Raw genomic sequence first — 25,243 nt, 5'->3', positions numbered from 1 at the left:
TTCGCCTCAGGTAGCCTGACATCGAAACCGCCCGGAGAACCCATTGGAATCCCTTCTTGTCCTTGTCGGATTGATCGTGCTGGCCATTCCGGTCACCATCGTTGTGCTGTTAGTCAACCATACACGCCTACGTCGACGGGTTGAGCATCTGGAGCGCCAAATACTGTCCCTTGGCAGCGATGCGCCGGAACCGCAGCAGGTTGAGCCGCGCAAACCGACCGAAAAGCCGGACAGGGCATCAAAACCTGCCCCATGGTCTGCAGCCAAGGCGCAATCGGTCAAACCTGTGGCCGAGCAAACGCCACCCGCAGCCGTTGTCATTCGCGAGGATCGTCTGGCCGCGCTGACAATCTGGCTGCGCGAGAACTGGTTCTATGCGGTCTCGGCCCTGTCGCTGGCGCTGGCGGGGATATTCCTGGTTCAGTACGGCGTTGAAAGCGGGCTGTTGCCGCCATCCGCTCGTGTGATCGCGGCGTTGCTTTTCGGCGCAGTGCTGATTGTTGCTGGCGAGGTCATCCGGCGCAGATATGGTGATGACGAAAGCACAGCGACTGCCTATCTGCCGTCGGTCTTTTCCGGTGCTGGGCTGGTCACGCTGTTCGGAGGCGTTCTGGCCGCGCGGCAGCTTTATGACCTGATCGGCCCCGAGGTCGCTTTGACCGCAATGGTCGCGGTTGCGCTGGTGGGATTGGTTTTGGGCTGGTTTCACGGCCCTTTGCTGGCCGCTGTCGGATTAATTGGTGCGTTTTCTGCCCCCTTCGTGGTTGGTGGCACGTCAGAGAACCCAAGCTGGCTGTATACCTATTTCGTTGTCATCGCTGTTCTGGGTCTGGGAATCGACACGGTGCGGCGTTGGGCATGGATCTCGGTCCTAACCTTGTTTGGGGCCTACACAACCTGCCTGCTGCTGGTGTTGTCTTCGCCCCTGACCGAGGCCGCATACTTGTTTTGCGTGACGGCATTGGCTGTGATCGCCATCGCAATTCCGGTCCGGCGCGTTTGGCCCAATCATGGCGGGTCGATGATCTGCGAAATCGTTAGGAGGAAAAAGGGCGATGCATGGCCGGAATTTCCAACCCGACTGGGCTTTGGCGCGGTCGCTGTCAGCTCGGCGATTGTGTCGCTGCACTGGGCGGACAGTGTTGATGAGTTCTGGTTGGGCGTTGTTCTGCTATCCGGGATGACCCTTGGATTGATGTTATGGGCACAGCGGGCCGAAGCGTTGCAGGATGCTACGGCACTGCCTGCGCTTGGTTTCGTCTGGTTTGTCCTGATGCATGGTTGGGACAACGGGGTCGTATTGCGTCAGTTTGCCGAGACCTATGCAGAAACGCCCGAGGCGGATTTTCCGTGGGTAGTAACCATTCTCATCGCCCTTGGCGTGGTGATTTCGATCACTGCGGCATGGCGGTCGATGAATGCGCAAAGATACGCGGCAATCTGGGCCGGAGCAGCGGCGGTCTTTGCCCCCGCGTTGGCCATCGCGCTTGAGGTCGGCTGGCATCCGGCCCACGTCATCGGGGCATACCCTTGGGCCTTGCACGCAATTGCGCTGGGCGTGCTGATGGTCGTTCTGGCGGAACGCTTTGCACGCGCGGATGGCGAGGACCGGATGCGTCCGGCGCTGGCTACGATATCAGCCCTGTCCTGCCTGAGTTTTGCCTGCATCATTGTTCTCAGCTCGGCCGCGTTAACCATTGCGCTGGTCGTGATGGTCGTGGTGGCAGCGGCGCTGGACCGCCAATTCAATCTGCCACCTATGACTTGGTTCATCTGGGCAGGCGTATTCACAGTCACCGTTCGGTTGGTTCTGACACCGGGCCTTGTCTGGGCCAGCTATGCACCGGTGCCTGAGATGGCGCTGGTGTATGGCGGGGCCACTTTGGGATTTGTGATCGGGTGGTTGCTACTGCGGCCGATGCATCGCCCGGTGGCGAGCCTGTTGTTGGAAAGCGCGGCTTGGGCAACCGGGGGCATTCTGCTGTCCTTGCTTTTGGAGCGCTGGCTGCAAAGCTTTGGCGAAGGCAACGCCACCAACAGCCACTGGGGGTTGGGCTTGCTGGCGATCATCTGGCTGCTTCTGGCCTTCGCGCAAGTCCAGCGGTTGGAGCTGGGGGGTAAGCTGAACTACGTCCGCTATCTGCTGGCCGCGTTCTTTGCCAGCCACGGCTTGTTGCGTCTGGCGCAGGCGGTGGTCGAGGCGAACCCGCTGCTCGGCACAGCCGTGCCACCGGTTCTGGGACCGCCGGTTCTGAATACGCTTGCGGTGGCCTATCTGCTGCCTGCGCTGATTATCGGTTTCTCGGTCTGGCGCATTTACGCAACCCCGCTTTGGCTAAAGCGTGCCAGTTGGGGATTGACCTGTGTACTTGCCGCCCTTTGGCTAGGGTTGATGATCCGCCATGTTTGGCAGGGCGCCGCTGGGATGTATGAAGGCAACGGCGTGACACAGCCCGAACTTTACACCTACACCATGGCTTTGCTGGCGATTGGTGCGGTGCTGTTCTACCAATCACTGGCGCGCCGATCCGACCTGATGCGCAAGGCGGGTCTGGTGGTGATCGGACTGGCCGTGGCCAAGGTGTTCCTGATTGATATCGCTGGCCTGGGTGGGCTGATCCGGGTGTTCTCGCTGCTGGCGCTGGGCCTGGCATTGGCAGGGCTGGCATGGCTGAACCGATGGGCCAAGCTGCGCCATTCGCCGCAGGACCCGGAACCTCTGGACCATTGAGGGCGGGCGTCCTATAAGCGCGGCCATGTATGACCGGATGGCCATCATTATTCGAATTATATCCCCGGCGCTCTGACCCATTGAGACGCCGGGCAAAGGTGTTTGAGACTTCGCACCGACCGCTTCGAGCCATAAGACGACCAGATCATCCAAAGGACGCCCCCAATGTGCGCCGACACGATCCAGACACCTGATTACAAAGACACGCTGAACCTGCCCAAAACCGACTTCCCCATGCGCGCCGGCCTGCCCAAACGCGAGCCCGCATGGCTGGAGCGGTGGGAGACCATCGGCGTCTATGACCGCTTGCGTGAAAAAGAGAACCGCACGCCCTTTACCCTGCATGACGGCCCCCCCTACGCCAACGGCCACCTGCATATCGGCCACGCGCTGAACAAGACGATCAAGGATATGATCGTCCGGTCCCATCAGATGATGGGTCATGATGCGCGCTATGTGCCCGGCTGGGATTGCCACGGCTTGCCAATCGAATGGAAGATCGAGGAACAATACCGCAAGAAGGGCAAGAACAAAGATGAGGTGAACATCGTCGATTTCCGCCAGGAGTGCCGGAAGTTCGCCGAAGGCTGGATCGACATCCAGCGCGAAGAGTTCAAGCGTCTGGGCATCACCGGCAACTGGCCCGATCCCTACATCACCATGGATTACCATGCCGAAGCCGTGATCGCGGACGAGTTCATGAAGTTCCTGATGAACGGCACGCTCTATCAGGGCTCGAAGCCGGTGATGTGGTCGCCCATCGAAAAGACCGCGCTGGCCGAAGCTGAGGTCGAGTATCACGACAAGGAAAGCTTCACCATCTGGGTGAAGTTTAAAGTCGTGAATGCAGGCGACTTGGATGATGCTTTTGTCGTGATCTGGACGACGACTCCATGGACCATGCCGTCGAACAAGGCGGTCGTGTACGGTAAGGATATCTCCTACGGCCTGTACGAAGTCACCGGCGCACCTGAGGAATGCTGGGCCAGTGTCGGCGACAAGTTCTTGCTGGCAGACAACCTTGCCGCTGACGTGTTGGGCCGCGCCCGTCTGAACGACGATCAGTGGACCCGCGTCCGCGACGTGACGACGGATGAGTTGGTCAATGTTCAACTGACCCACCCGCTGGCCGGTGCCGAAGGTGGCGACGGCGAATGGGATGACATCCGCGACTTCCGTGCCGCTGAATTCGTGACCGATACCGAGGGTACAGGCTTCGTCCACTGCGCGCCGTCGCATGGTATGGAAGAATTCGAGCTTTACCGCGATCTGGGCATGCTCGAGCAGGTCATCACCTACAATGTAATGGATGACGGCTCGTTCCGCGCCGATCTACCGTTCTTTGGCGGAAAGTACATCTTGTCCCGAAAAGGTGGCGAAGGTGACGCCAATAAGGCCGTGATCGACAAGCTGGTCGAGGTCGGTGGTCTGCTGGCACGCGGCAAGATCAAGCACAGCTATCCGCATTCGTGGCGCTCGAAAGCTCCGATCATCTATCGCAACACACCGCAGTGGTTTGCCTCGGTCGACCGCAAGCTGGATGACGGTATGGGCGAGATGGGCGACACCATCCGCGAACGTGCCTTGCGGTCCATCGACGAACTGGTGAAATGGACGCCGCAAACCGGTCGCAACCGCCTGTATTCCATGATCGAAGCGCGCCCGGATTGGGTTTTGTCTCGCCAACGTGCTTGGGGCGTACCGCTGACATGTTTCACCAAGAAGGGCGCGCTGCCGACTGACGCGGACTATCTGCTGCGTAACGATGACCTGAACGCCCGCATCAAAGCAGCGTTCGAGAAAGACGGCGCGGATATCTGGTACACCGACGGGTTCAAAGAGAAAATCCTCGACGGTATCGCCAACCCCGACGACTACGATCAGGTGTTCGACGTGCTGGACGTGTGGTTTGACTCCGGCTCAACCCACGCTTTCGTTCTGCGAGACCGTGAAGATGGGACCGAGGACGGTATCGCCGATGTCTATATGGAAGGCACTGACCAGCACCGTGGGTGGTTCCATTCGTCAATGCTGCAGGCCTGCGGCACCAAGGGCCGTGCGCCCTATCGCAATGTGGTAACCCATGGCTTCACGCTGGACGCCAAGGGCAACAAGATGTCCAAATCGTTGGGTAACACCATCGTACCGGAAGAGGTCGTCAAGCAATACGGTGCCGATATCCTGCGCCTGTGGGTGGCCCAGACCGACTATACCGCTGACCAGCGGATCGGGCCGGAAATTCTGAAAGGCACCGCCGACAGCTATCGCCGTCTGCGCAACACCATGCGGTTCATGCTGGGCTCATTGGCCGACTTCACCGAGGCCGACCGCGTCGCGCCCGAGGATATGCCGCGTCTGGAACGCTGGGTTCTCAGCCGTCTGGCGGAATTGGATGAGCAGGTGCGCAAGGGCTATGCGTCCTTCGATTTCCAGGGCGTGTTCAGTGCTGTGTTCACCTTTGCCACCGTTGACCTGTCATCGTTCTATTTCGACGTCCGTAAGGATGCGCTGTACTGCGACGGCGACACCCTGCGCCGCCGCGCTGCGCGCACCGTGTTGGATATCCTGTTCCACCGCCTGACCACATGGCTGGCCCCGGTTCTGGTCTTCACCATGGAAGAGGTTTGGCTGGAGCGGTTCCCCGGCGACGACAGTTCGGTTCATCTGGTGGATTTCCCGGATACTCCCACCGAGTGGCGCGATACGGAGCTGGAAACCAACATGGCCAAGGTTCGCCGTGTGCGCCGAGCTGTAACCGCCGCGCTGGAAATCCAACGTCAGGACAAGGTGATCGGATCCAGTCTCGAAGCCGCCCCGATCGTACATGTCGAGGATGGCGACACCCGTGACCTGCTGGCGACCTTCGACGTGGACGACATGTGCATCACGTCCGGATTGACCGTCACTGGCGACCCGGCCCCGGCCGAGGCGTTCCGCGTGCCGGAAATCGAAGGCGTCGCGGTGCTGTTCGAAAAGGCCGAGGGCGACAAATGTCAGCGTTGCTGGAAAATCCTGCCCGATGTGGGCCGCCACGCCCATGAAGGCGTCTGCGGACGCTGCGACGAGGCGCTGAGCTAACCTTAGAACCCCCGGCCACACGCCGGGGGTTTTCTCTTCTTGCGCCCAGCCTGGCGATCTGAAACGGTGCGGTCATGCCTATGATTGCTGTAGATACCCAGTTTGGTCGCCTTGGAATTGAAGAGACAGATGGTGCAATCACACGCGTTGTCTGGGACGGTGACGACGACCAACCAGACTCCGCTTTGTTGCAAGAAGCAGCCGCACAGATGGAAGCCTATGATGCTGGGCAGTTAGAGCAGTTTGATCTTCCATATTTCGTCGCCGGATCAGCCTTTCAAAAGCAGATTTGCGACGTGATGTATGCCATCCCGTTCGGCGAAACTCGAACGTATGGTGACATTGCCAAAGAAGTTGGACAGCCCCCACAACCTGTTGGGCAGGCCTGTGGCGGTAACCCCATCCCTGTGATCATCCCCTGCCACAGGGTTCTGTCGGCCAGCGGTCTGGGTGGGTTCTCGGCCAAGGGTGGGGTAGAGACCAAGGTTGCCCTGCTGCGCCATGAACGGGCGGCGGGCTTGCTGATCTGATCACGGAAATCTGTTGCAATCCGGCTGGTTGAGGCTCAACTTGTATCAGATAGAGAATTCAAGGGATCGCATTGCATGACTGCCTCAACAGACCCGGCCGTCCGAAAAAGGGCCATCATTGATAAACTGATGTCATTGGAAGCACAGGAATTGGCGACGGCACAGGCCCATTACGACGCTTTCCTGAGGGATTCTCAGCTGGATGACCGGGAAGGGCATGACAAGGACGATATCGCGGCCTCGCGCGAGAACGCGGATCTGGCGGCGGCTTTTGATGCCCCTGTGCATGCCCATCACGCCAAGATTGATGTGATTGAAAACACCGATTTCAATATCACCGATAGGGTGCAGCCCGGGGCCGTCGTCAAGTTCAACAATCGCCGCTTCGTGGTCTGCGTTTCGACCACGCGGTTCGATGTGGACGGCAAAACCTATATGGGCATCTCAACACAAAGCCCGATTTATCTGGCCATGGTTGGCCTGCAAGAGGGTGACGTGTTCACCCACAATGGGACCGAGTTTGAGGTTCAGGAAGTCTTGTAATCTGCGCTCTTGCGCTGTGGAATGATCTGCTGCGCAATTCCTGCGAACACCAGGTACAGGCTGGTAATCACCAAACCCCAATGCGCCCAGCTTTCGGGGTGAAAATCGACCCAGGCCGCCCAACCTGCAAAGAATGTCCAGGCAAACGCCATGGGCAGCGACACTGTGCGCCAGCGCTCGGTCCGGACTGGGTGGATGAATTTCAGCGGCAGGAACATCGCCAGCGAAAGCAGCGACACAAGCAGCAGGATGACCCAGAAATTGGGCTCTAGCGCGAAGATGACAATCACGAACATGTTCCAGCAACCCGGGAAGCCGGAAAAGGAGTTGTCCTTTGTTTTCATCCGTGTGTCGGCAAAATACATCGCGCTGGCAAAGGTGATAACGATAATGGCGAACCAACCCGTCCAGCCGTCCATCAAACCGGATTTGAACAGCGCGAAGGCCGGGATGAACACATAGGTCAGATAGTCGATGATCAGATCCAACAGCACCCCGTCAAATTCGGGTGCGTTCTTTTTGACGTGGTAGTGCCGTGCCAGTGGGCCGTCGATGCCGTCCACGATGAACGAGACCACCAGCCATAGATACATCAGGCTCCATTTTTCTTCGACGGCCGCCAACATGGCCAGCATTGCGAAAACAGCACCTGTGGCAGTGAACAGATGGACGGAAAGGGCTTTGAATCTAAGAGTCATGGAGGGTTCATGTACGATGCATTCGGCAGATGCAAACCAAAAGCAAGATTAGAGTGAGCACCCAACGTTACGATGTAGAGACATCACGCTTTGGGATGAGCGCGGTTGTAGACCTCCATCAACCGCGCTGTATCCACAGCAGTGTATGTCTGTGTGGTCGAAAGCGATGCGTGTCCAAGCAATTCTTGAATGGCGCGCAGGTCCCCTCCGGCGGACAGAAGATGCGTGGCAAAGCTGTGTCGCATCGCGTGCGGCGTGGCGGTTGCCGGCAGGCCGAGTTGCATTCGGGCCTTGGCCATTACCCCCTGTATCGCGCGCGGATTCAGTGGGCCGCCGCGTACACCGCGAAACAGAGCTTTGTCCTTGGCGTGTGGATGTGGGCAAAGTCGCAGATAGTGGTCCACCGCTGCGCGGGCCGCGGGCAGAACCGGGACGATTCTCTCTTTGTCGCCTTTACCGATGATGCGCAGGGTCTCCGGCAGGGGGGCATCTGAGCCGGTCAGCGAGAGCGCCTCGGAAATGCGCAGGCCGCAGCCATAGAGCAGCGTGACCACCGCCACGTCACGGGCCGAGACCCAATCGTTTGTCGATTGCAGCTCGACCGTTTCGATCATGGCGCGGGCGGCGTCTTCGGCCAGTGGCCGGGGCAGTTTCTTGGTAAACTTTGGCGCGCGGGTCGACAGCACGGCAGTTGGTTCGAACCCCTCACGTTCGGACAACCAGCGATAAAAGCTTTTGACGGCTGAAAGTTTGCGGGCAAGCGAGCGTGCGCCCACGCCAGACGCGCGTTGATCGGCCATCCAGGCGCGCATGTCGGATACCGTGATCCGCGCCAACGCCGCCAGACCCTGCCGCTCGCTGTGGTGCAGGGTCATGAAGGACAGGAAATCTGTAATATCGCCGCGATAAGCGGTCTGCGTATTCTCTGACCGTCCGGCCAACGCCCCCAGACTGTCCAGCCAATGCTGCAACGCATCGCGACAGGCCGGAGAGATCAGGCTCATGACAACCAGTGGCGCATTGATCGTTCGAACACACTGGCAAAAAACGACAGCAGATCGGTGCCCAGTTGCGGAGTGAAATGGTTGGCGTCTTTGGATCCCATAACAATCATGCCGGGCAAGCGCCCATCGCCCAAATTCAATTTCAGACAGGCCTCGGACCTGAACTGATTGGCCGTAGCCCCAAAAATCCGGGGATTTGGGTTTGGAACCTGACGCAGAACAACCTCGCGTGCGGGGCCGCCGCGGTCTTGGCTGAGATAGGCGTTGATCGCGCCTGGTTCGACCACGGTCAGCACGCCGCCCAGTTTTTCGATTGCCTGATCTTCCTGCATCACTGTTGTTTCCAGAACCAACGTGATGTGATCGATGCGCAGAATCTCGGCCACGTCGCTGCCCAGCGCGCGCAGGAAATCTTCGAATTCGACCGGTTCCAGCAGGCGCAGGATGGCGCGATGCACCTGATTTGTGCCCGCCAAGTTTTCGTATGCCGCTGCAATGACCGAACGGTGCGTGTCCTCAAGCCGGTCCAGCCGCGCCTCAAGCCGTTGCATGGCGATGCCGCGCAGGTCGATGACATTGTCACCGCGCGCCTGTTCGTTGGCTGCGACCAGCGCCTGCATCAGATCCTTGTCGTCCAGCACAGCGTCCGGTTCAGCCAGAATCGCGGCGCGGAGATTATCCTTGAGTTTGGTGTTGCTGCTCATGTCCCGTCCGGTCTTTTTTTGTTGAGCGGCTTATAACACGGGTTGGTGCATTTGCCTTGGAAAAAATACAGGCAAAAGTAGAATTAAACTTGGGCTGTGTCGGAAAAGCTCCCGCCTGCAATACACTGATCAGAAGATCAGATTCTGCAGTTGGGCCGGGCGCGACGCCAGAAGGCGCCGCGCGGGTGCGTTACAGGATCAGAGGATTTTCTGACCGGTCTTGGCCCAGTCGGCCAGAAAGGTTTCAAGACCCTTGTCTGTTAGTGGGTGATCGGCCAGTTTTTTGATCACGGCGGGTGGTGCGGTGATCACGTCTGCGCCAATACGGGCGCTATCTGTCACGTGGTTCACGGTGCGGATCGAAGCCGCCAGAATCTCGGTCTCGTACCCATAATTGTCATAGACCTGACGGATATCGGCAATCAGGTCCATGCCGTCGAGGTTGATGTCATCCAGACGGCCAATAAAGGGCGAGATGAATGTTGCACCCGCCTTGGCAGCCAGAATCGCCTGATTGGTTGAGAAGCACAGGGTCACGTTAACCATCTGGCCTTCGTCGGTCAGCGTTTTACAGGCCCCCAGGCCGGCCCATGTCAGCGGTACTTTGACAGCGATATTCGGCGCGATCTTGGCCAGCTTGCGCCCTTCGGCGATCATATCGTCGGCTTCGGTCGCAACCACTTCGGCGGACACGGGGCCGTCGACTAGATCGCAGATCTCTTTGGTCACTTCCAGAATGTCGCGTCCCGATTTCAGGATCAGCGAGGGGTTGGTGGTTACGCCGTCCACCATGCCCAGATCGTTCAGTTCGGCGATGGCGTCGATCTCGGCGGTGTCTACGAAGAATTTCATGAGGGCAGTCCTTTGATGGGTTGGCCTTGGTCGCGGATGCCTTTACCTCAAAGAGACCCATGCTGAAACCCCCTGGCCCAAGGATATGCATTGAGCACTCAGGAGTATTTCGACCAAGGTGAGCTGGTGGCCGTGCTGACCGCACAGCCGCTGGACCGGACGCTGGATTACAAGGCGCCCGAGGGCGGGTGTTTTCTGGGCGCGTTTGTCGAGGTGCCGCTGGGCCCGCGCAAGGTTCTAGGCGTGGTGTGGGGGCCAGGGCAGGGCGGCTTTGATCTAAGCAAGGCCCGATCGGTGATCCGCGTGCTTGAGGTTGCGCCGATGCGCGAAGAGATGCGCGTGTTTCTGGGGCGCGTGGCTGACTACACGCTGACGCCGATGCCATCAATGCTGCGGTTGGCGACGCGCGCGCCTGGACTGGGTGATCCACCGTCAATGCGCAAGATTTATCGCCTTGGACAAGGTGAGCCAGACCGGATGACCGACGCGCGGACCCGTGTTCTGGAGGTTTTGCGGGACTATGGCGGGTTGGCATTTACGCTGAAGGAATTGGCGGAACAGGCTGGTGTGACATCGTCAGTTGTCAAAGGCTTGGTGAAACAGGGTGCCGTGCGCGAGGAGGACAGCCCGCGCGATTTGCCCTATCCACATTTGGATCCGGATCTGCCGGGCAAGACCCTGACCGAAGATCAGACGGCAGCGGTTGCTAAGTTGCAGACCGGTCAGCGTACCGGCGACTATGGAACGACATTGCTGAAGGGGGTGACCGGCTCAGGCAAGACCGAGGTCTATCTGGAAGCTGTGGCCGAGGCGTTGCGGATGGGTCGGCAGGCGCTGGTGTTGTTGCCCGAGATTGCCCTTACCGCCGAATTCCTGACGCGGGTTGAGGCGCGGTTTGGCGCGCGCCCGGCCGAGTGGCACTCGGGTGCGACAATGACCGAACGCCGCCGGGTTTGGCGGATGGTCGGGCAGGGTGACGCGCAACTAGTCGTGGGCGCGCGTTCGGCGTTGTTCCTGCCGTTTCGGGATTTGGGTTTGGTTGTGGTCGATGAAGAACACGACACCTCGTACAAACAGGAAGACGGCGTGCATTACAGCGCCCGTGACATGGCGGTTCTGCGGTCGGCCATTTGCGGTGCGCGGGTAATTCTGGCCAGCGCCACGCCGTCGCTGGAAAGCTGGGCCAATGCCGAGGCGGGCAAGTATGAGCGGCTCGACCTGACATCGCGGTTTGGGGCGGCAGTACTGCCCGAGATGAAGCCGATCGACATGCGGGCCGAGCAGATGCAGCCGGGCACGTGGATTTCTCCAAGCTTGCGGCAGGCCGTGCGGCAGCGGATCGAAAGGGGCGAGCAGTCGCTTTTGTTCATCAACCGCCGCGGTTATGCGCCGGTGACGTTGTGTCGGGCATGCGGCGAACAGATTGCCTGCGATCACTGTGATGCGCGGATGGTTGAACACCGGTTTCTCAAGCGTCTGATGTGCCATCAATGTGGTGAGACCAAACCGATGCCTGACGCCTGCCCCTCGTGCGGTGTCGAAGGCAAGCTGGCCCCGGTCGGGCCCGGGATCGAACGGTTGGCAGAAGAGGCCGAGGCGACATTCCCCGAAGCTAAGATCGCGATGCTCAGCTCTGATCTGTTCGGATCGGCGCGGGCGTTGAAGGCCAAGATCGAGGAGATCGCCGAGGGGGATGCCGACCTCATTATCGGCACGCAGTTGGTGGCCAAGGGACATAACTTTCCCAAGCTGACCTTGGTGGGAGTTATTGATGCCGATCTCAGCCTGCATGGCGCCGACCTGCGCGCCGCCGAACGCACGTTCCAGTTGATGCGACAAGTCGCAGGTCGGGCTGGGCGCGCGGACAAGCCGGGGCAGGCGTTGTTACAGACGTTTCAGCCAGAACATCCGGTGATCCGCGCCATTCTGTCGGGTGACGAGGAAGGTTTCTGGAAGGCCGAGGCCGCAGGGCGGCAGGCGGCTGGCGTGCCGCCTTACGGGCGCATGGCCGGGATCGTTTTGTCTGGGCCCGAGGTCGGCCCTGTCTTTGACATCGGCAATACCATGGCCCGAAACGATGCACCGCTGCGCGAGATCGGGGCGCAGGTGTTCGGCCCGGCCCCCGCGCCCATCGCGCGTATCCGGGGCAGACACCGTGTACGCCTGCTGGTCAAAGCCCCGAAAGGTGCGCCTATTCAAGACGCTATCGCCCGTTGGATCGCCCCATTGCGCCTGAAAGGCGACATCCGACTGACTGTGGATATCGACCCGCAGAGCTTTTACTGACTCTGCACTGGCGCAGAGCGATTGTGCATGTGCAGCTTTCCTCTCGCCAAGCAGCATAAATGGGCGTAGAGGGGTCTCATGCTGAAACCCATGCCCCTTGCTGAGGCACAGAGCCTTCCGTTCTGGCGCCGCCCGGTGACGCTCTTGTTCGTAATGGCGTTGACTATGCCCATTGCCTTCAACGCGTGGAGCGCGCTGTTGAACAACTTCGTGATCGAGGTTGCCAATTTCGACGGTGCAGATATCGGCCTGTTGCACACGGTTCGTGAGATTCCTGGCTTTCTTGCCATCGGCGTGATCGCGGTGATCATCTTTATCCGCGAACAAGTGCTGGCGATGATCTCGCTGATGATGCTGGGTGTGGCAACGGCGGTGACGGCGTGGTTCCCAAGTTTGGGCGGGCTGCTATTCGTTACCCTGTTCAGCTCGATAGGCTTTCACTACTACGAAACCGTCAACCAATCGCTGCAACTGCAATGGTTGCCTAAGGACCGCGCACCGCAGGTACTGGGTTGGCTGGTTGCAATGGGCTCGGCAGCTACGGCGGTTGTGTATGGTTTGATCGTGCTGACCTGGGAACGGTTCGATCTGTCCTATAACTTCGTGTTTATGGCGGCAGGTGGAGCAACGGCCCTTCTGGCGCTGTTTTGCTTGTTCGCTTTCCCACAATTTGATGCGCCTACGCCGCAGACCAAGAAACTGGTCCTGCGTCGCCGGTACTGGTTGTATTATGCCTTGCAGTTCATGGCTGGCGCTCGGCGGCAGATTTTCGTCGTCTTCGCAGGCTTTATGATGGTCGAGAAGTTCGGATTTGAAGTGCATGAACTGACCAGCCTCTATCTGATCAATCTGATGATCAACATGATGGCCGCCCCGTTGCTGGGCAAGGCGGTGGCACGGTTTGGTGAACGGCGTACGCTGATCTTTGAATATGCGGGTCTGGCCATCGTGTTCGCCGCATATGGCGGCATCTACTGGTTTGGCTGGGGCGTCATACTGGCCGCAACCCTCTATGTGATCGACCACGTTTTGTTTGCGTTGGCTTTGGCGCTGAAGACCTATTTCCAGAAGATCGCCGATCCGGCCGATATCGCGCCCACGGCGGCTGTGGCCTTTACCATCAACCACATCGCGGCAGTGTTCCTGCCTGCGTTGCTGGGCCTGCTTTGGGTGGCCTCGCCTGGAGCGGTCTTTGCACTGGCCGCCGCGATGGCGATGGTGTCGCTGGGCTTATCGCTGCTGATCCCGCGCCATCCTGAGGCTGGCAACGAAACCATCCTGTCGAAATACGCCCCGGCCCCAGCAGAATAAGTGCAACTGCTTGACCTTGGCGGGCCCACGCCCTAGGCGCTGTTTCAACTGAGACAGGAGGCCCCCATGCCCACATTCACTGCGCTTACCACTCTGACCGGCAGGAAAGCCGCCGAAGATCTGGGCGAAGCGATGGAGCGGCTAGACCCGGAACCCACGGGCGTTGGCGTGTTCGAGGTCGAGGACGGCTCGGGCCTGTGGGAAGTTGGCGGTTATTTCACCGAAGCCCCCGATGACACCGCATTGGCCGTTCTGGCCGCGGCCTTCGAGGCCAAGCCGTTTGTGGTTTCGGAACTGCCCGAAACCGATTGGGTTGCCCATGTGCGCCGCGAACTCGCCCCGGTCGAGGCAGGGCGGTTCTTCGTCTATGGCAGCCACGATGCCGATAAGCTGCCCGAAGGGCGCATCCCGCTATTGATTGAGGCCGCGATGGCCTTTGGCACCGGTCACCATGGCACGACCTTGGGTTGCCTCAAGGCGCTGGATTTCCTGCTGGACGATGGATTCACGGCATCCAAAGTTGCCGATATCGGCTGCGGGACTGCCGTTTTGGCCATGGCTGCCGCGCGGGTTTGGGACGGTGATATCATCGCCAGCGACATAGATCAGGTTGCGGTAGATGTGGCCGAGGCCAATCTGAAAGCCAACGATATGGCCGGTAGGGTTCAATGCATTGAAGCCGCTGGATTCGATCACCCGGATCTGCAGTCGCACGCCCCTTACGACCTGATTTTTGCCAATATTCTCAAAGGCCCACTGGTTGCCTTGTCCCCCGAAATCGGAGCGAATCTGCGGGCCGGAGGATATGCAGTTCTTTCGGGAATCCTCAATGAGCAGGCCGATGATGTGATCTCGGTTTATCTACAAAACGGGTTCAATTTGACTAAAAGAGATGAGATTGGTGAATGGACAACGCTAATCTTAAGCAAACAGGGCGTAATTTAGACCATTTTCAGGAGTTTCATGGATTCTTGCCTCTTTTTTGTCGCAATCTGTAACTACCGTCAGGACGTGGTTACGGGGGCGGTTTATTGGAGGCTGCCATGACGGGAAAACAACTGGAATTTGGTCAGCGCGTTCATCGCCTGAACAAGAAACACGCCAAGCTCAGCCGGGGCTATCGCGCCACGATGCGCAAAGATGGCCTGGTGGTGATGAAACCGCAGCGAGTCAAATCTGCGGTTCCGGCTAAGCTGCTTTTGATCTGTCTTGCTGGGCTGTTTGCATTCAAGACCTTTTTGCTAACTAGCCTTGGCGCTTCGGCCTATCAATATCGCGTTGATAGTCTGGCGCAGGGTACGTCGGTTGAACAGGCCGGCGCCTGGGTCATGCAGATTGACCCCGTGTCAGAGTTTTTGGCGACGAATATCAATAGCCTCATTCGCTGAATTCGGTCAGCTTTGAAAAGAAACGCCGCGCATCGTGAAATGCGCGGCGTTCTTTTGTGCCCCTGAGGGAGGAAAGGGGCGAATGAGTGATGGTTGCGTCTTACCGACGACCTTCCACCACGACGTCAATATCGCCGCGGCACAGGCCGATATCTTCCAGCTCGCGATCAGTCAGACCGCTCAGCGTGTTGCGGGTTACACGGGCGTCATTCCATTCTGCGACGGCGTTTACGACCGATGCGAAAGTTGCGCCGATACGGCCGACGAGGCCGAATGAGCCAGTGGTGGTGCGGGTGGTGTCCAATGCAGCCATATCCTGTTTCCTTCTGGTTGGTGTTACAGTTTTGATACTAAGCGGGCATCTAGTGATGCCGATTTGGCCGTGCAAGAGCAGAAATTGCATGTGTCCTATGCAATTTTTGCAAGGGTGGTTATTTCTAAAAAACCCTTAATTTATTAGCCATTTAACGGTCATGAAACGTGTCGAATTCAGGCATTTCACTGTCGCAAACAGGCCGCTCTGTCGCGGGTGGGTTAGGTGTGTCGTTTTCAGGCTTCGTGTCAATTCGCTTGGAAAATGTTCACGCTTCGTGCTAATCGGAAACAAAGATCACAAAAAACCCGAGCAGGCCGAGGCACGACATGCGAATTCTGGGCATTGATCCGGGGCTAAGGACCCTGGGATGGGGCGTCATCGAATCACATGGCAGCCGCCTGACCCATGTTGCCAACGGTTTGTGCAAATCAGACGGGGACGATCTGGGCGAGCGGTTGTTGTCGCTGCACAATCAGATCGTCGAGGTCATCGCCGAGCATCAACCTGATCAGGCAGCTATCGAACAGACCTTCGTCAACAAAGACGGGGCCGGAACGCTAAAGCTTGGTCAGGCGCGCGGAGTGGCCTTGCTGACACTGGCGCAGGCCGGATTGCCGGTGGGGGAATATGCACCCAACCGGGTCAAGAAAACGGTTGTGGGTGTCGGTCATGCCGAAAAAGAGCAGGTACTTCACATGGTCAAACTACAGCTGCCTGGGTGTCAGCCCAAAGGGGCGGATGCGGCGGATGCGCTGGCGATTGCCATCTGTCATTCGTATTACGGCACAGCGCCACAGGCGCGCATGAAAGAGGTGCGGGCATGATTGGGAAACTGACGGGGCGGCTAGATTATCGCGCGGCGGATCACGTGCTGATCGACGTTCGCGGCGTGGGTTACCTCGTCTATTGCTCGGACCGGACGATGGCGGCGCTGCCGGGGGTGGGTGAGGCTGTCTCGATCTACACCGACATGGTGGTGCGAGAGGACCTGATGCAGCTTTATGGTTTTCTGTCATTGGTCGAAAAGGAATGGCACCGGCTGCTGTGCTCGGTGCAGGGGGTTGGGGCCAAGGTTTCTTTGGCTATCCTTTCGGCCTTGGGCCCCGATGGGGTCAGCCGTGCAATTGCTCTGGGCGACTGGGGCGCGGTTAAGGCGGCCAAGGGTGTCGGACCAAAGACCGCGCAGCGCATTGTGCTGGACCTCAAGGACAAGGCGCCGGGTGTGATGGCCATGGGCGGAACCGTAACCGAGGCAATGGACGGCCCAGAGCTAGAGGTTGTCGAACTGGCGGAACCGGCACCTGCGCCGAAGCGAGCGGTGAAGCAGGCTTCGGGGGCTGCGGCGGCCTCGGCAGGGGCGTTGTCGGCGCTGTCAAATCTGGGGTATGGGCCGTCTGACGCGGCATCCGCCGTGGCCGAAGCGGCAGCCAACCTGCCTGACGCGGGTGAGGCTGATCTGATCCGAGCAGCGCTGAAACTGCTTGCTCCGAAGGGGTGATTGAATGGTAGATGCAGATCCCACCCTGCGGCCCGAGCCGATGCCCGAGGATAATGACCGCGCCCTGCGTCCGCAGGGTCTGGACGAATTCATCGGTCAGGCCGAGGCACGCGCCAATCTGCGTATCTTCATCCAATCCGCCCGTCAGCGGGGCGAGGCAATGGATCACACGTTGTTTCACGGCCCTCCGGGGCTGGGGAAAACCACTCTGGCGCAGATTATGGCGCGTGAGTTGGGGGTGAATTTCCGCATGACCTCGGGGCCGGTTCTGGCCAAGGCGGGGGATCTGGCGGCGATCCTGACCAATCTTGAATCGCGGGACGTGCTGTTTATCGACGAAATTCACCGTCTGAACCCAGCGGTCGAAGAAGTGCTGTATCCGGCGATGGAGGATTTCGAACTGGATCTGGTGATCGGCGAAGGCCCTGCCGCCCGGACCGTTCGGATTGAATTGCAGCCCTTTACGCTGGTCGGTGCGACCACGCGGATGGGTCTGCTGACCACGCCGCTGCGCGACCGCTTCGGGATACCGACCAGGCTGCAGTTTTATACGGTCGACGAGTTACATGAGATTGTCACCCGCAACGCCCGAAAACTGGGGGCACCTGCGGATGATGACGGTGCGCGCGAGATTGCGCGACGTTCGCGCGGAACACCGCGGATTGCTGGGCGGCTGCTGCGGCGGGTTGTCGATTTCGCTATTGTCGAAGGCGACGGCCGGATCACGCGCGAACTGGCGGACGGGGCCTTGACGCGGCTGGGCGTGGATCATCTGGGGCTGGATGGCGCAGACCGGCGCTATCTGAAGCTGATTGCCGAGAATTACGCAGGTGGTCCGGTGGGGATTGAGACCCTGTCGGCGGCGCTGTCGGAAAGCCGCGATTCGCTGGAAGAGGTGATCGAGCCCTTCTTGTTGCAACAGGGTCTAATCCAACGCACCCCGCGCGGCCGGATGTTGGCGCAAAAGGCATGGACGCATCTGGGCATGGCCGCGCCGAAGGGACAGAGCGATCTGTTTGGTTGAAGTACGCACCATTAGATTTTATGCCACCGGCGGCCGTATTTGATTCAGAAAAGGGGCAGGGCGTGACACCCGATCAGATCGAGGCGCTGTTTACGCGCGAAAGTGGTGAGTTTCTGTTTGCCCGTTGGGGGCGCCCCATCGTGCCGATTGTCTTTGGTGTTGAGGATGAAACACTGGCAACCGTCAAAGGCGCGATCGAGGCCGTGGTGGCATTGGCCGGGCACAAGATGGCCGAAACGGATCCGGAACTGGGTGCCAATTGCATGGTGTTCTTTTTCCGAGACTGGAAAGAGCTGCTGGAGGTTCCCGATCTGGATCGGCTGATTCCCGATTTGGCACCCCTGGTGGATCGTCTGATGGCTGCGGATGCCAACCAGTACCGGATTTTCCGCTTTGAAGAAGATGGAGCGATCCGCGCGGCTTTTGTTTTTCTGAGAATGGACAAGGAACTGTCCAAGGTTCCGGCGGAAACACTGGCGCTTAGCCAGGTGGTGCAGACCATCTTGCTGTGGTCGGACACCGCATTTCGGACCCAATCCCCATTGGCTGTTGCCGGGGAAACAACCGTTCTGCGACCCGAAATCGCCGAGGTGATCCGCGCGGCCTATGACCCGATCCTGCCCGGGGCTGCGCAGGATGCGTCACACGCGCTGAGGCTGTTTGCGCGGCTACAAGCGCCGCAATAAAGCCTAGGCAGGTGATTTGCTCTGGTGCTGAAACGCCTTAGTTAGATCGCTGCCGGTGTCAAAGTATGCGTCAGGCCCGACCAGATCGGTGACACTGTAGCGGTCCAGTTCTTTGCGGACATCCGGTTCGACCAGCAGAAAAACCAGTCGAATGTTCTTGGACTGCAGCAAGCCGTGGATATTTCGCAATGAGTAACCTGCGGTGAAATCCACATCATCAATGGCAGAAGCTTCGATGCAGAACCACCGCAACTTGGGGTCGGCCCTATTGACGATTGAAGCGACCTCGTCCGACAGCCGTTGCGTGTTGGCGTAATAAATGCTGTGGGAAAAGCGATAGATCACCAGGCCGGGTTTGAACTGATTTGACGTGGTGACGGGACTTACATGCCAGCCGCCATCAGGGCTTTGGGCGATGATCGCGTTCTTAGGGTGGTATCCCCGGCGCGTGTGGTCGATCAGCGACAGAACCATGGCAAAGATGATCCCTTGCTCGACCCCGATCAGAACCACAACACCTGCTGTGGCCACCGCGATCCAGAATTCTGACCGTGCCTGCCGATAAATGGCAGCAAGGCCCTTCAAATCGATTAGCTTTACACCGATCAGGAAGACTACCGCGGACAGCGCGGCATTTGGCAGGAACGCAAGCGGCCCGGTCAGAAACAGGATTACCACCAGAACAATCGCCACCGTCGTCAGTTGTGCGATTTGATTGCGGCCTCCGGCGCTGGCCACCATCTCGGTTTTGGTGGGGCTGCCGTTGACGACGAAAGTGCCAGTAAAGGCTGCGCCGAGATTGGCAAAACCCAACCCGACAAGATCGGTGTTTTCGCTGAACTTGTCCTCGTACCGGGCCGCATAAGCGCGCGAGGTTGCGGCGCTCTGGGCAAGGATCACCACAAAGATCGACAGGGCGGTAGGGGTCAGTTGCTTGAAAAGAGGCCAGTTCCAATCCACATCCGGGATTGAAAGGGCGGGCAGGCCGCCAGGAACCGCGCCCAGCACGGTGACGCCCGCCGCGCTGAACTGGAAAGTCCAACTGCAAAGGATGATGCCCAAAATTGCGATCAGCGGGCCCGGTATTTTGGGCGATAAACTTTTGCACCCAATGACGACGACTAGAACGGACAAAGATACCGCAATCGTTGGCCAGCTTGTCTGGTCATAGTGCCGTATCAAGCCCTGAAGTTTGGCCAGCGTTCCGTGGCCCGACGCCTCGATCCCCAGCATTCCGGGTACCTCTCCCGTGGCCACCTGAATTCCTACACCTGTCAGAAAGCCGACCAATACTGTGCGAGACAAGAAATCTGCCAGAAATCCAAGGCCGATCAGGCGCGCGACAATCAACAGCACAGCTGCCATCAGCGCCAGCAGTGAAGCCAGCGCCAAGTATTCGGACGATCCAGAAACCGCCACGCCCGCCAGAGCCGAGGCGGTTATGGCCGCCGTGGCGGAATCCGCCCCCACAACAAGATGCCGCGATGATCCGAACAATGCGAACAGCGCCATCGGTATCAGAATCGTGTACAGCCCCGTCACCACAGGGGTGCCTGCGATTTTGGTGTAGCCCATCACCTCGGGGATCGCGAGACAAGCGAAGGTCAGCCCGGCAAGAACCTCAGTCGGCAGGGACGACCGCTTGATCGGCACGATACCCTGCAGGATGGGCAGTGGGAATTTGCCCTCTTCTCGGTGGGGGGTGGCCATGGGATCCCCTTTAAATTCAAACCTCTATTTGGTCAGCCTAGCCAGCAATGGGATGAATTTCGATACCAAGTGTTGGGTGATCTGATTTTTGTAACCTTATGGGGATTGCGTGCCGGCCTGTATCTGTGTGAGGCATGTCCTGCCCCGTTCCAATGATTTCAACAGGATGGATTGCCAGTATGACCGCCCCGCAAAAGCACATCTATTCGGTTCGGGTCTATTATGAAGATACCGACATGGGCGGCGTGGTCTATCACGCGAATTACCTGAAATACATCGAGCGCGCCCGGTCGGACTATGTGCGCCGGTTGGGCAATGACCAAAATGCGATGCGCGATGATGGGATCGTTTGGGTCATCCGGCGGATTGAGGCGGATTACCTGGCCCCGGCCAAGTTCGACGATGAGTTGACCATCGAAACTCATTTCATTTCACGCTCGGGCGTTCGGCTTACGATGGGGCAGTTGGTAAAAAGGGGCGAAACCGAGATTTTTCGTGCTACTGTCACCGCCGTTTGCATGAATGCACAGGGCAAACCGGTGCGGCTTCCGGCAGAGATTCGCGCATTGCTGTAACAAATTGCGGCGTTGGGGTGGTTCTGTTGGCTTTTAAGGACCATCTGGGTTAGCGTTTGGCAAAACAAGGCCAAACGAACGGCCAACAGGCAAAACAAAGAGCAGGTTCATGGAAGCTGAAACGCTGGCGCTGGCGCAGGAGATCGATTTCTCCATGTGGGGGCTGTATGCCCGCGCGACCTTTATCGTCAAACTGGTGATGCTGATGCTGATCGGCGCATCTATCTGGTCCTGGGGCATCATCATTCAAAAGCTGATCAACTACCGCGCGGCACGACGTGAGGCCCAGGTGTTTGATGAAAGCTTCTGGTCAGGGAACCCCCTTGATGAGCTGTTCGAACAGATTGGAACGCAGCCTGATGGCAGTTCGGAAAAGATTTTTGCCGCCGGTATGATCGAATGGCGGCGGTCTCATCGCACTGATGGCGGGCTGATCGCCGGGGCCACGGCGCGGATCGACCGATCCATGGACGTTGCCATCGCGAAAGAGGCTGAGACGCTGCAAAAGGGCCTTCCTATTCTGGCGACCGTCGGCTCGACCGCGCCGTTTATTGGTCTGTTTGGAACCGTTTGGGGCATCATGAACGCCTTTATTGAGATTGCCGAGCAACAGAACACAAACCTCGCCGTTGTGGCGCCGGGTATTGCCGAGGCGTTGCTGGCCACGGGTCTGGGCCTGCTGGCGGCGATCCCGGCGGTCATTTTCTACAACAAGCTCAGTGCGGATAGTGACCGGATCGTTGGCGGGTACGAAGCCTTTGCCGACGAGTTCGCCACCATCCTGTCGCGACAATTGGACAGCTAACGATGGGCGCGGCAGTTCAGCAAAACGGTGGTGGGAACGGGCGCAGACGCGGGCGGCGTCGCGGCCGGGCGCAGCCAATGGCCGAAATCAACGTGACGCCGTTTGTGGACGTTATGCTGGTGTTGCTGATCATCTTCATGGTCGCGGCCCCATTGTTGACCGTGGGGGTGCCGGTAGACCTGCCGAAAACGGCGGCCAGTGCCTTGCCCGGCGATAACGAAGAACCACTGACCGTAACACTGACCGCGGATGGACGAGTGCAGATCCAGACGACGGACGTGGTGCGCGAAGAGTTGATTGGCAAACTGCGCGCCATTGCGGCAGAACGCAGCAGTGATCGCGTGTTCCTGCGGGCCGACGGGGCGATTCCTTACGCGCAGGTGATGCAGGTAATGGGTGCGTTGAATGCGGGTGGGTTTTCCAATGTGGGTCTTGTGACCGATAGCGGCGGGCCTGCCCTGGACGAAGGTGGAGAGTGAGGCCGCGCGGTGGATACCGGCACCAAGATCTCGGCTGTTGCCCATGTCGTCTTGATTGGATGGGCTTTTTTCGGCGGTACGTTCCGGTCCGACCCCCTGCCTATGGCTGTGCAGGAGGTGTCGGTGGTCTCGGTTGATCAGTTCGATGCTTTAACCGCACAGCGCACCGCGCCTGAGGTGTCGACACCCGTTGCCCTGCAACCGCCCGAAGTGCCCACCGAAGATGTGACACCGCCCGCACCGGTTGAAGAAGAACAAACCCCACCCGAGGTTGTGACCCCAGCTGAACCCGAGCCCGATCCCGTACCCGAACCGGTCGAGGCTCCGCCAGAACCCGAAGTGGTCGACGAAGCGCCGACACTGGATCAGCCCGAGCCAGTGACCGAAGTGCTGCCCGTGGCTCCGGGCCCCGAGGCGCAGCCGCGCCCCGCTGACAAGGTTGCACCGGAACCCATTGCGCCACCACCGCCCGAGGCGGAACCGGACGAAGTGGAAACGCCCGCTGTGTCGCTGGATGAGGGTGCGGATACCCAGCAGGAACAGCAGGATCAAACCGCTCCGGAAGAGGCCACGGATCAGATCGTGACCGAAGCCGAGGAAACCAAAGAGAACGCTCCGCGTACGTCCCCGCGACCGCAGGTGCGGCCAAACCGACCCGCGCCACCGGCAGATCCGGTAGTGGCAGAACCTGAGGAGCAGGAGTCGACGCCACCAACACAAGTTGACGAAAGCGCCGTTGAAGATGCTTTGGCCGAGGCTTTGCAAGAGAGTAGTGAGCCTGCTGGTCCTCCACTGACAAGCGGTGAGAAAGATGCAATGCGTCTGGCCGTGTCGCAGTGTTGGAACGTTGGGTCATTGTCCACGGATGCCTTGCAAACGGTTGTAGTCGTTGGATTTTCATTGACCCGTGAAGGGATGGTGGAAGGCGGGAGCCTGCGTATGATCGATAGCTCGGGCGGAACAACGGCGTCTGCTCAACAAGCTTACGAAGCCGCCAGACGGGCAATATTGCGCTGTGGTGCCAAAGGTTACGACCTGCCTGCTGACAAATATGCTCAGTGGCAAGATATTGAGATTACATTCAATCCCGAGAGGATGCGGATCAAATGATGAGATTTCTGACCAGCCTATTGCTTGGCCTGACGATTATGACAGCGCCGGTATACGCACAGAGCGGACCGCTGCGTCTGGAACTGGATCAGGGGATCATTGAACCCTTGCCTTTTGCGGTTCCGAATTTTGTGCCTGACGGGCCAGCCGCGGCGCAATATGCCAACGACATCTCTCGGGTCGTTGCCGCCGACCTGACCGGTACGGGGCTGTTCCGCGAAATCTCATCGGACGCATTCATCAGCCGGGTCAGTAGTTTTGATGCGCCGGTCCAGTTTGCCGACTGGAAAGCCATCAATGCCGATGCGCTGGTGACGGGTGCTGTGAACGTCTCGGGCAACCGGCTGACTGTGCGATTCCGGGTGTGGGATGTGTTTTCGGGTCAGGAACTGGGCAACGGTCTGCAATTTGCAGGCACTACCGAAGGGTGGCGGCGTATGGCGCATAAAGTGGCCGATCAGGTTTACAGCCGCATCACGGGAGAGGGCGGATATTTCGACAGCCGCGTGGCCTTTGTTTCGGAAAGCGGGCCCAAGGATCAGCGCCTGAAACGTTTGGCGATCATGGATTATGACGGAGCCAACGTGCAGTACCTGACTGACAGTGCCGCCATCGTCCTTGCCCCGCGCTTTTCGCCGTCGGGCGATCGGTTGCTCTATACCAGTTATGAAACCGGTCAGCCACGCATCTATGTTCTGGACGTCGACCGAGTGAAAAGAACCGAATTGCAGACGCAAGAAGGCACGATGAGCTTTTCCCCACGCTTTTCGCCCGATGGCCGCTCGATTGTTTATTCGCTGATTCAGGGCGGCAATACCGACCTGTGGAAGATGGACCTGGCCTCGGGCCAAAGCGTTCGACTGACGAATACGACGGCTATTGAAACCGCACCCAGCTATTCCCCGGACGGTTCGCAGATCGTGTTTGAAAGCGACCGCTCGGGCACACCGCAGCTGTATATCATGCCCGCCAATGGGGGTGAGGCAACACGGATCAGCTTTGGTCAAGGCCGCTACGGCACCCCGGTCTGGTCGCCGCGTGGCGATTTGATTGCGTTTACCAAGCAGAACAAGGGCCGTTTTCACATCGGTGTCATGCGTACGGATGGCAGTGAAGAACGACTGCTGACCTCATCCTTCCTTGATGAGGGGCCGACCTGGTCCCCCAATGGCCGCGTCATCATGTTCACCCGCGAAACGCAGGGGGCCAGCGGGCGGGCGACGCTGTATTCGGTGGATATTTCGGGGCGGAACTTGCATCCGGTGCGCACTCCGGATGGCGGCAGCGATCCGTCTTGGGGGCCATTGCAGAATTGATCGGGGCAGGCGGTTGGAAAAGTTCACAAAAATCCTGCACTGTGATACAGAGACGGCAATAAACCGATAAAACAACGAGGCACTTGAAATGAACGTATTGGGCAAAGTTCTGGCTATAGGCGCGCTGAGTGTAATCGCCGCCTGTACCAACAACGATCCATCGGCACTGGGTGGCGGTTTTGGAAATGGCGCAAATGGTGCCATTGCGCCGGGCTCGCCCAGCGATCCGCGCTCGCCCGCCTATTTCCAGCAAACTGTTGGCGACCGGGTATTGTTTGCAGTGGATCAGTCCACACTGACGCCACAGGCGCAAACGGTCTTGCAGGGGCAGGCAGACTGGCTTTTGGCCAACCCGGATTTCGTGGCTACTATCGAGGGTCATGCAGATGAACAAGGCACACGCGAGTATAACCTTGGTCTGGGCGCGAAACGGGCGAATGCGGCCCGCGACTATTTGATCTCGCGCGGGGTGGCAGGGAACCGCCTGACAACAGTCAGCTACGGCAAGGAACGCCCGATTGAGATTTGCAGCACCGAGGAATGCTATTCCAAGAACCGCCGCGCGGTTACGGTGCTGACCGGTTCAACCTTGGGGTAAA

General features: G+C 58.9%; 24 protein-coding genes. 18 read left to right on the top strand and 6 right to left on the bottom strand.

Annotated features, from left to right (window positions below):
- Nucleotides 1-43: 43 nt before the first annotated feature.
- The 4 genes from ACR3EP_RS09275 to ACR3EP_RS09260 all read left to right on the top strand — a co-directional run bounded on the left by ACR3EP_RS09275 (nucleotide 44) and on the right by ACR3EP_RS09260 (nucleotide 6,882).
- Entirely contained in the window at nucleotides 44-2,731 is a 2,688-nt protein-coding gene (locus tag ACR3EP_RS09275; RefSeq protein ID WP_480637434.1) for a DUF2339 domain-containing protein, read from the top strand.
- 165 nt (nucleotides 2,732-2,896) lie between these two features.
- A complete protein-coding gene (gene ileS, locus ACR3EP_RS09270; RefSeq protein WP_480637432.1) occupies nucleotides 2,897-5,809 on the top strand; it encodes an isoleucine--tRNA ligase in 2,913 nt (970 codons plus the stop codon).
- Nucleotides 5,810-5,883: 74 nt separating this feature from the next.
- Nucleotides 5,884-6,339, top strand: a complete 456-nt coding sequence (locus ACR3EP_RS09265) for a methylated-DNA--[protein]-cysteine S-methyltransferase (RefSeq protein WP_226688959.1) — start codon at nucleotides 5,884-5,886, stop codon at nucleotides 6,337-6,339.
- A gap of 129 nt (nucleotides 6,340-6,468) precedes the next feature.
- Nucleotides 6,469-6,882 (top strand): hypothetical protein, encoded by a 414-nt coding sequence (locus ACR3EP_RS09260; protein ID WP_480637430.1) that lies wholly within the window; start codon nucleotides 6,469-6,471, stop codon nucleotides 6,880-6,882.
- On the opposite strand, the gene ACR3EP_RS09255 is transcribed toward ACR3EP_RS09260, so the two are convergent.
- From ACR3EP_RS09255 to fsa, 4 genes are all read right to left on the bottom strand, one after another.
- Complete coding sequence (locus ACR3EP_RS09255) at nucleotides 6,867-7,580, bottom strand: CDP-alcohol phosphatidyltransferase family protein (protein ID WP_170362412.1); 714 nt, start codon at nucleotides 7,578-7,580, stop codon at nucleotides 6,867-6,869. The genes ACR3EP_RS09260 and ACR3EP_RS09255 overlap by 16 nt on opposite strands.
- An 83-nt stretch (nucleotides 7,581-7,663) precedes the next feature.
- Complete coding sequence (locus ACR3EP_RS09250; protein ID WP_226688960.1) at nucleotides 7,664-8,584, bottom strand: tyrosine recombinase XerC; 921 nt, start codon at nucleotides 8,582-8,584, stop codon at nucleotides 7,664-7,666.
- Nucleotides 8,581-9,288: a DUF484 family protein gene (locus ACR3EP_RS09245; RefSeq protein WP_170379045.1), complete on the bottom strand. Its 708-nt coding sequence runs from the start codon at nucleotides 9,286-9,288 to the stop codon at nucleotides 8,581-8,583. Before ACR3EP_RS09245 ends, ACR3EP_RS09250 begins: the two co-directional genes overlap by 4 nt.
- Nucleotides 9,289-9,486: 198 nt before the next feature.
- Nucleotides 9,487-10,140: a fructose-6-phosphate aldolase gene (gene fsa / locus ACR3EP_RS09240; protein WP_480637428.1), complete on the bottom strand. Its 654-nt coding sequence runs from the start codon at nucleotides 10,138-10,140 to the stop codon at nucleotides 9,487-9,489.
- 90 nt (nucleotides 10,141-10,230) lie between these two features.
- On the opposite strand from fsa, the gene ACR3EP_RS09235 reads away from it, so the two are divergent.
- The 4 genes from ACR3EP_RS09235 (at nucleotide 10,231) to ACR3EP_RS09220 (ending at nucleotide 15,125) form a co-directional block, all read left to right on the top strand.
- Entirely contained in the window at nucleotides 10,231-12,426 is a 2,196-nt protein-coding gene (locus ACR3EP_RS09235; protein ID WP_480637427.1) for a primosomal protein N', read from the top strand.
- A gap of 78 nt (nucleotides 12,427-12,504) precedes the next feature.
- Complete coding sequence (locus ACR3EP_RS09230) at nucleotides 12,505-13,737, top strand: MFS transporter (protein WP_170399256.1); 1,233 nt, start codon at nucleotides 12,505-12,507, stop codon at nucleotides 13,735-13,737.
- 66 nt (nucleotides 13,738-13,803) lie between these two features.
- Nucleotides 13,804-14,682 carry a 50S ribosomal protein L11 methyltransferase gene (locus tag ACR3EP_RS09225; RefSeq protein ID WP_480637425.1) on the top strand — a complete coding sequence of 293 codons (879 nt, stop codon included), beginning with the start codon at nucleotides 13,804-13,806 and terminating at the stop codon, nucleotides 14,680-14,682.
- A 98-nt stretch (nucleotides 14,683-14,780) separates the two neighbouring features.
- Nucleotides 14,781-15,125 carry a hypothetical protein gene (locus ACR3EP_RS09220; RefSeq protein WP_170351716.1) on the top strand — a complete coding sequence of 115 codons (345 nt, stop codon included), beginning with the start codon at nucleotides 14,781-14,783 and terminating at the stop codon, nucleotides 15,123-15,125.
- A gap of 100 nt (nucleotides 15,126-15,225) precedes the next feature.
- On the opposite strand, the gene ACR3EP_RS09215 is transcribed toward ACR3EP_RS09220, so the two are convergent.
- Nucleotides 15,226-15,438 carry a DUF1127 domain-containing protein gene (locus tag ACR3EP_RS09215; protein ID WP_480637424.1) on the bottom strand — a complete coding sequence of 71 codons (213 nt, stop codon included), beginning with the start codon at nucleotides 15,436-15,438 and terminating at the stop codon, nucleotides 15,226-15,228.
- Nucleotides 15,439-15,767: 329 nt separating this feature from the next.
- Between ACR3EP_RS09215 and ruvC the strand changes: the two genes are divergently transcribed.
- The 4 genes from ruvC (at nucleotide 15,768) to ACR3EP_RS09195 (ending at nucleotide 18,649) form a co-directional block, all read left to right on the top strand.
- Nucleotides 15,768-16,265: a crossover junction endodeoxyribonuclease RuvC gene (ruvC, locus tag ACR3EP_RS09210; protein WP_170351714.1), complete on the top strand. Its 498-nt coding sequence runs from the start codon at nucleotides 15,768-15,770 to the stop codon at nucleotides 16,263-16,265.
- The gene (gene ruvA, locus ACR3EP_RS09205; RefSeq protein WP_170351713.1) at nucleotides 16,262-16,939 is read left to right on the top strand and encodes a Holliday junction branch migration protein RuvA; all 678 of its coding nucleotides are present in this window, start codon (nucleotides 16,262-16,264) and stop codon (nucleotides 16,937-16,939) included. The genes ruvC and ruvA overlap by 4 nt, the downstream gene beginning before the upstream one ends.
- 4 nt (nucleotides 16,940-16,943) lie before the next feature.
- Nucleotides 16,944-17,963 (top strand): Holliday junction branch migration DNA helicase RuvB, encoded by a 1,020-nt coding sequence (ruvB, locus tag ACR3EP_RS09200; RefSeq protein WP_058283170.1) that lies wholly within the window; start codon nucleotides 16,944-16,946, stop codon nucleotides 17,961-17,963.
- Nucleotides 17,964-18,025: 62 nt separating this feature from the next.
- The gene (locus ACR3EP_RS09195; RefSeq protein WP_170506532.1) at nucleotides 18,026-18,649 is read left to right on the top strand and encodes a hypothetical protein; all 624 of its coding nucleotides are present in this window, start codon (nucleotides 18,026-18,028) and stop codon (nucleotides 18,647-18,649) included.
- Between the two features lie 3 nt (nucleotides 18,650-18,652).
- Here the strand turns inward: ACR3EP_RS09195 and ACR3EP_RS09190 are convergent, their stop codons facing one another.
- A complete protein-coding gene (locus tag ACR3EP_RS09190) occupies nucleotides 18,653-20,359 on the bottom strand; it encodes a SulP family inorganic anion transporter (RefSeq protein WP_480637423.1) in 1,707 nt (568 codons plus the stop codon).
- Between the two features lie 179 nt (nucleotides 20,360-20,538).
- Between ACR3EP_RS09190 and ybgC the strand changes: the two genes are divergently transcribed.
- The 6 genes from ybgC to pal all read left to right on the top strand — a co-directional run bounded on the left by ybgC (nucleotide 20,539) and on the right by pal (nucleotide 25,242).
- Nucleotides 20,539-20,934: a tol-pal system-associated acyl-CoA thioesterase gene (gene ybgC, locus ACR3EP_RS09185; protein WP_480637422.1), complete on the top strand. Its 396-nt coding sequence runs from the start codon at nucleotides 20,539-20,541 to the stop codon at nucleotides 20,932-20,934.
- A gap of 109 nt (nucleotides 20,935-21,043) precedes the next feature.
- Nucleotides 21,044-21,739 carry a protein TolQ gene (gene tolQ, locus ACR3EP_RS09180; protein ID WP_170351709.1) on the top strand — a complete coding sequence of 232 codons (696 nt, stop codon included), beginning with the start codon at nucleotides 21,044-21,046 and terminating at the stop codon, nucleotides 21,737-21,739.
- Between the two features lie 2 nt (nucleotides 21,740-21,741).
- Nucleotides 21,742-22,218, top strand: coding sequence for a protein TolR (tolR, locus tag ACR3EP_RS09175; protein WP_170351708.1), 477 nt, complete (start codon nucleotides 21,742-21,744; stop codon nucleotides 22,216-22,218).
- A gap of 9 nt (nucleotides 22,219-22,227) precedes the next feature.
- Nucleotides 22,228-23,328 (top strand): energy transducer TonB, encoded by a 1,101-nt coding sequence (locus tag ACR3EP_RS09170; RefSeq protein ID WP_480637421.1) that lies wholly within the window; start codon nucleotides 22,228-22,230, stop codon nucleotides 23,326-23,328.
- Entirely contained in the window at nucleotides 23,325-24,644 is a 1,320-nt protein-coding gene (gene tolB / locus ACR3EP_RS09165) for a Tol-Pal system beta propeller repeat protein TolB (protein WP_170351706.1), read from the top strand. The genes ACR3EP_RS09170 and tolB overlap by 4 nt, the downstream gene beginning before the upstream one ends.
- Before the next feature lie 88 nt (nucleotides 24,645-24,732).
- Nucleotides 24,733-25,242 (top strand): peptidoglycan-associated lipoprotein Pal, encoded by a 510-nt coding sequence (gene pal, locus ACR3EP_RS09160; protein ID WP_170351705.1) that lies wholly within the window; start codon nucleotides 24,733-24,735, stop codon nucleotides 25,240-25,242.
- The last annotated feature ends 1 nt before the right edge of the window (nucleotide 25,243 follow it).

The sequence above is a fragment of the Ruegeria sp. BB10 genome, assembly GCF_056535725.1.
The sequence above is the reverse complement of the archived record's forward strand: the minus strand, read 5'-3'. Positions and strand labels throughout refer to the sequence as shown.

Bases quoted from the DNA above. Each gene is read 5' to 3' on its own strand.
- ileS (WP_480637432.1), top strand. From the start codon at position 2,897: ATGTGCGCCGACACGATCCAGACACCTGATTACAAAGACACGCTGAAC.
- ACR3EP_RS09265 (WP_226688959.1), top strand. From the start codon at position 5,884: ATGCCTATGATTGCTGTAGATACCCAGTTTGGTCGCCTTGGAATTGAA.
- ACR3EP_RS09260 (WP_480637430.1), top strand. From the start codon at position 6,469: ATGTCATTGGAAGCACAGGAATTGGCGACGGCACAGGCCCATTACGAC.
- ACR3EP_RS09255 (WP_170362412.1), bottom strand. From the start codon at position 7,580: ATGACTCTTAGATTCAAAGCCCTTTCCGTCCATCTGTTCACTGCCACA.
- ACR3EP_RS09250 (WP_226688960.1), bottom strand. From the start codon at position 8,584: ATGAGCCTGATCTCTCCGGCCTGTCGCGATGCGTTGCAGCATTGGCTG.
- ACR3EP_RS09245 (WP_170379045.1), bottom strand. From the start codon at position 9,288: ATGAGCAGCAACACCAAACTCAAGGATAATCTCCGCGCCGCGATTCTG.
- fsa (WP_480637428.1), bottom strand. From the start codon at position 10,140: ATGAAATTCTTCGTAGACACCGCCGAGATCGACGCCATCGCCGAACTG.
- ACR3EP_RS09230 (WP_170399256.1), top strand. From the start codon at position 12,505: ATGCTGAAACCCATGCCCCTTGCTGAGGCACAGAGCCTTCCGTTCTGG.
- ACR3EP_RS09225 (WP_480637425.1), top strand. From the start codon at position 13,804: ATGCCCACATTCACTGCGCTTACCACTCTGACCGGCAGGAAAGCCGCC.
- ACR3EP_RS09220 (WP_170351716.1), top strand. From the start codon at position 14,781: ATGACGGGAAAACAACTGGAATTTGGTCAGCGCGTTCATCGCCTGAAC.
- ACR3EP_RS09215 (WP_480637424.1), bottom strand. From the start codon at position 15,438: ATGGCTGCATTGGACACCACCCGCACCACCACTGGCTCATTCGGCCTC.
- ruvC (WP_170351714.1), top strand. From the start codon at position 15,768: ATGCGAATTCTGGGCATTGATCCGGGGCTAAGGACCCTGGGATGGGGC.
- ruvA (WP_170351713.1), top strand. From the start codon at position 16,262: ATGATTGGGAAACTGACGGGGCGGCTAGATTATCGCGCGGCGGATCAC.
- ruvB (WP_058283170.1), top strand. From the start codon at position 16,944: ATGGTAGATGCAGATCCCACCCTGCGGCCCGAGCCGATGCCCGAGGAT.
- ACR3EP_RS09190 (WP_480637423.1), bottom strand. From the start codon at position 20,359: ATGGCCACCCCCCACCGAGAAGAGGGCAAATTCCCACTGCCCATCCTG.
- ybgC (WP_480637422.1), top strand. From the start codon at position 20,539: ATGACCGCCCCGCAAAAGCACATCTATTCGGTTCGGGTCTATTATGAA.
- tolQ (WP_170351709.1), top strand. From the start codon at position 21,044: ATGGAAGCTGAAACGCTGGCGCTGGCGCAGGAGATCGATTTCTCCATG.
- tolR (WP_170351708.1), top strand. From the start codon at position 21,742: ATGGGCGCGGCAGTTCAGCAAAACGGTGGTGGGAACGGGCGCAGACGC.
- tolB (WP_170351706.1), top strand. From the start codon at position 23,325: ATGATGAGATTTCTGACCAGCCTATTGCTTGGCCTGACGATTATGACA.
- pal (WP_170351705.1), top strand. From the start codon at position 24,733: ATGAACGTATTGGGCAAAGTTCTGGCTATAGGCGCGCTGAGTGTAATC.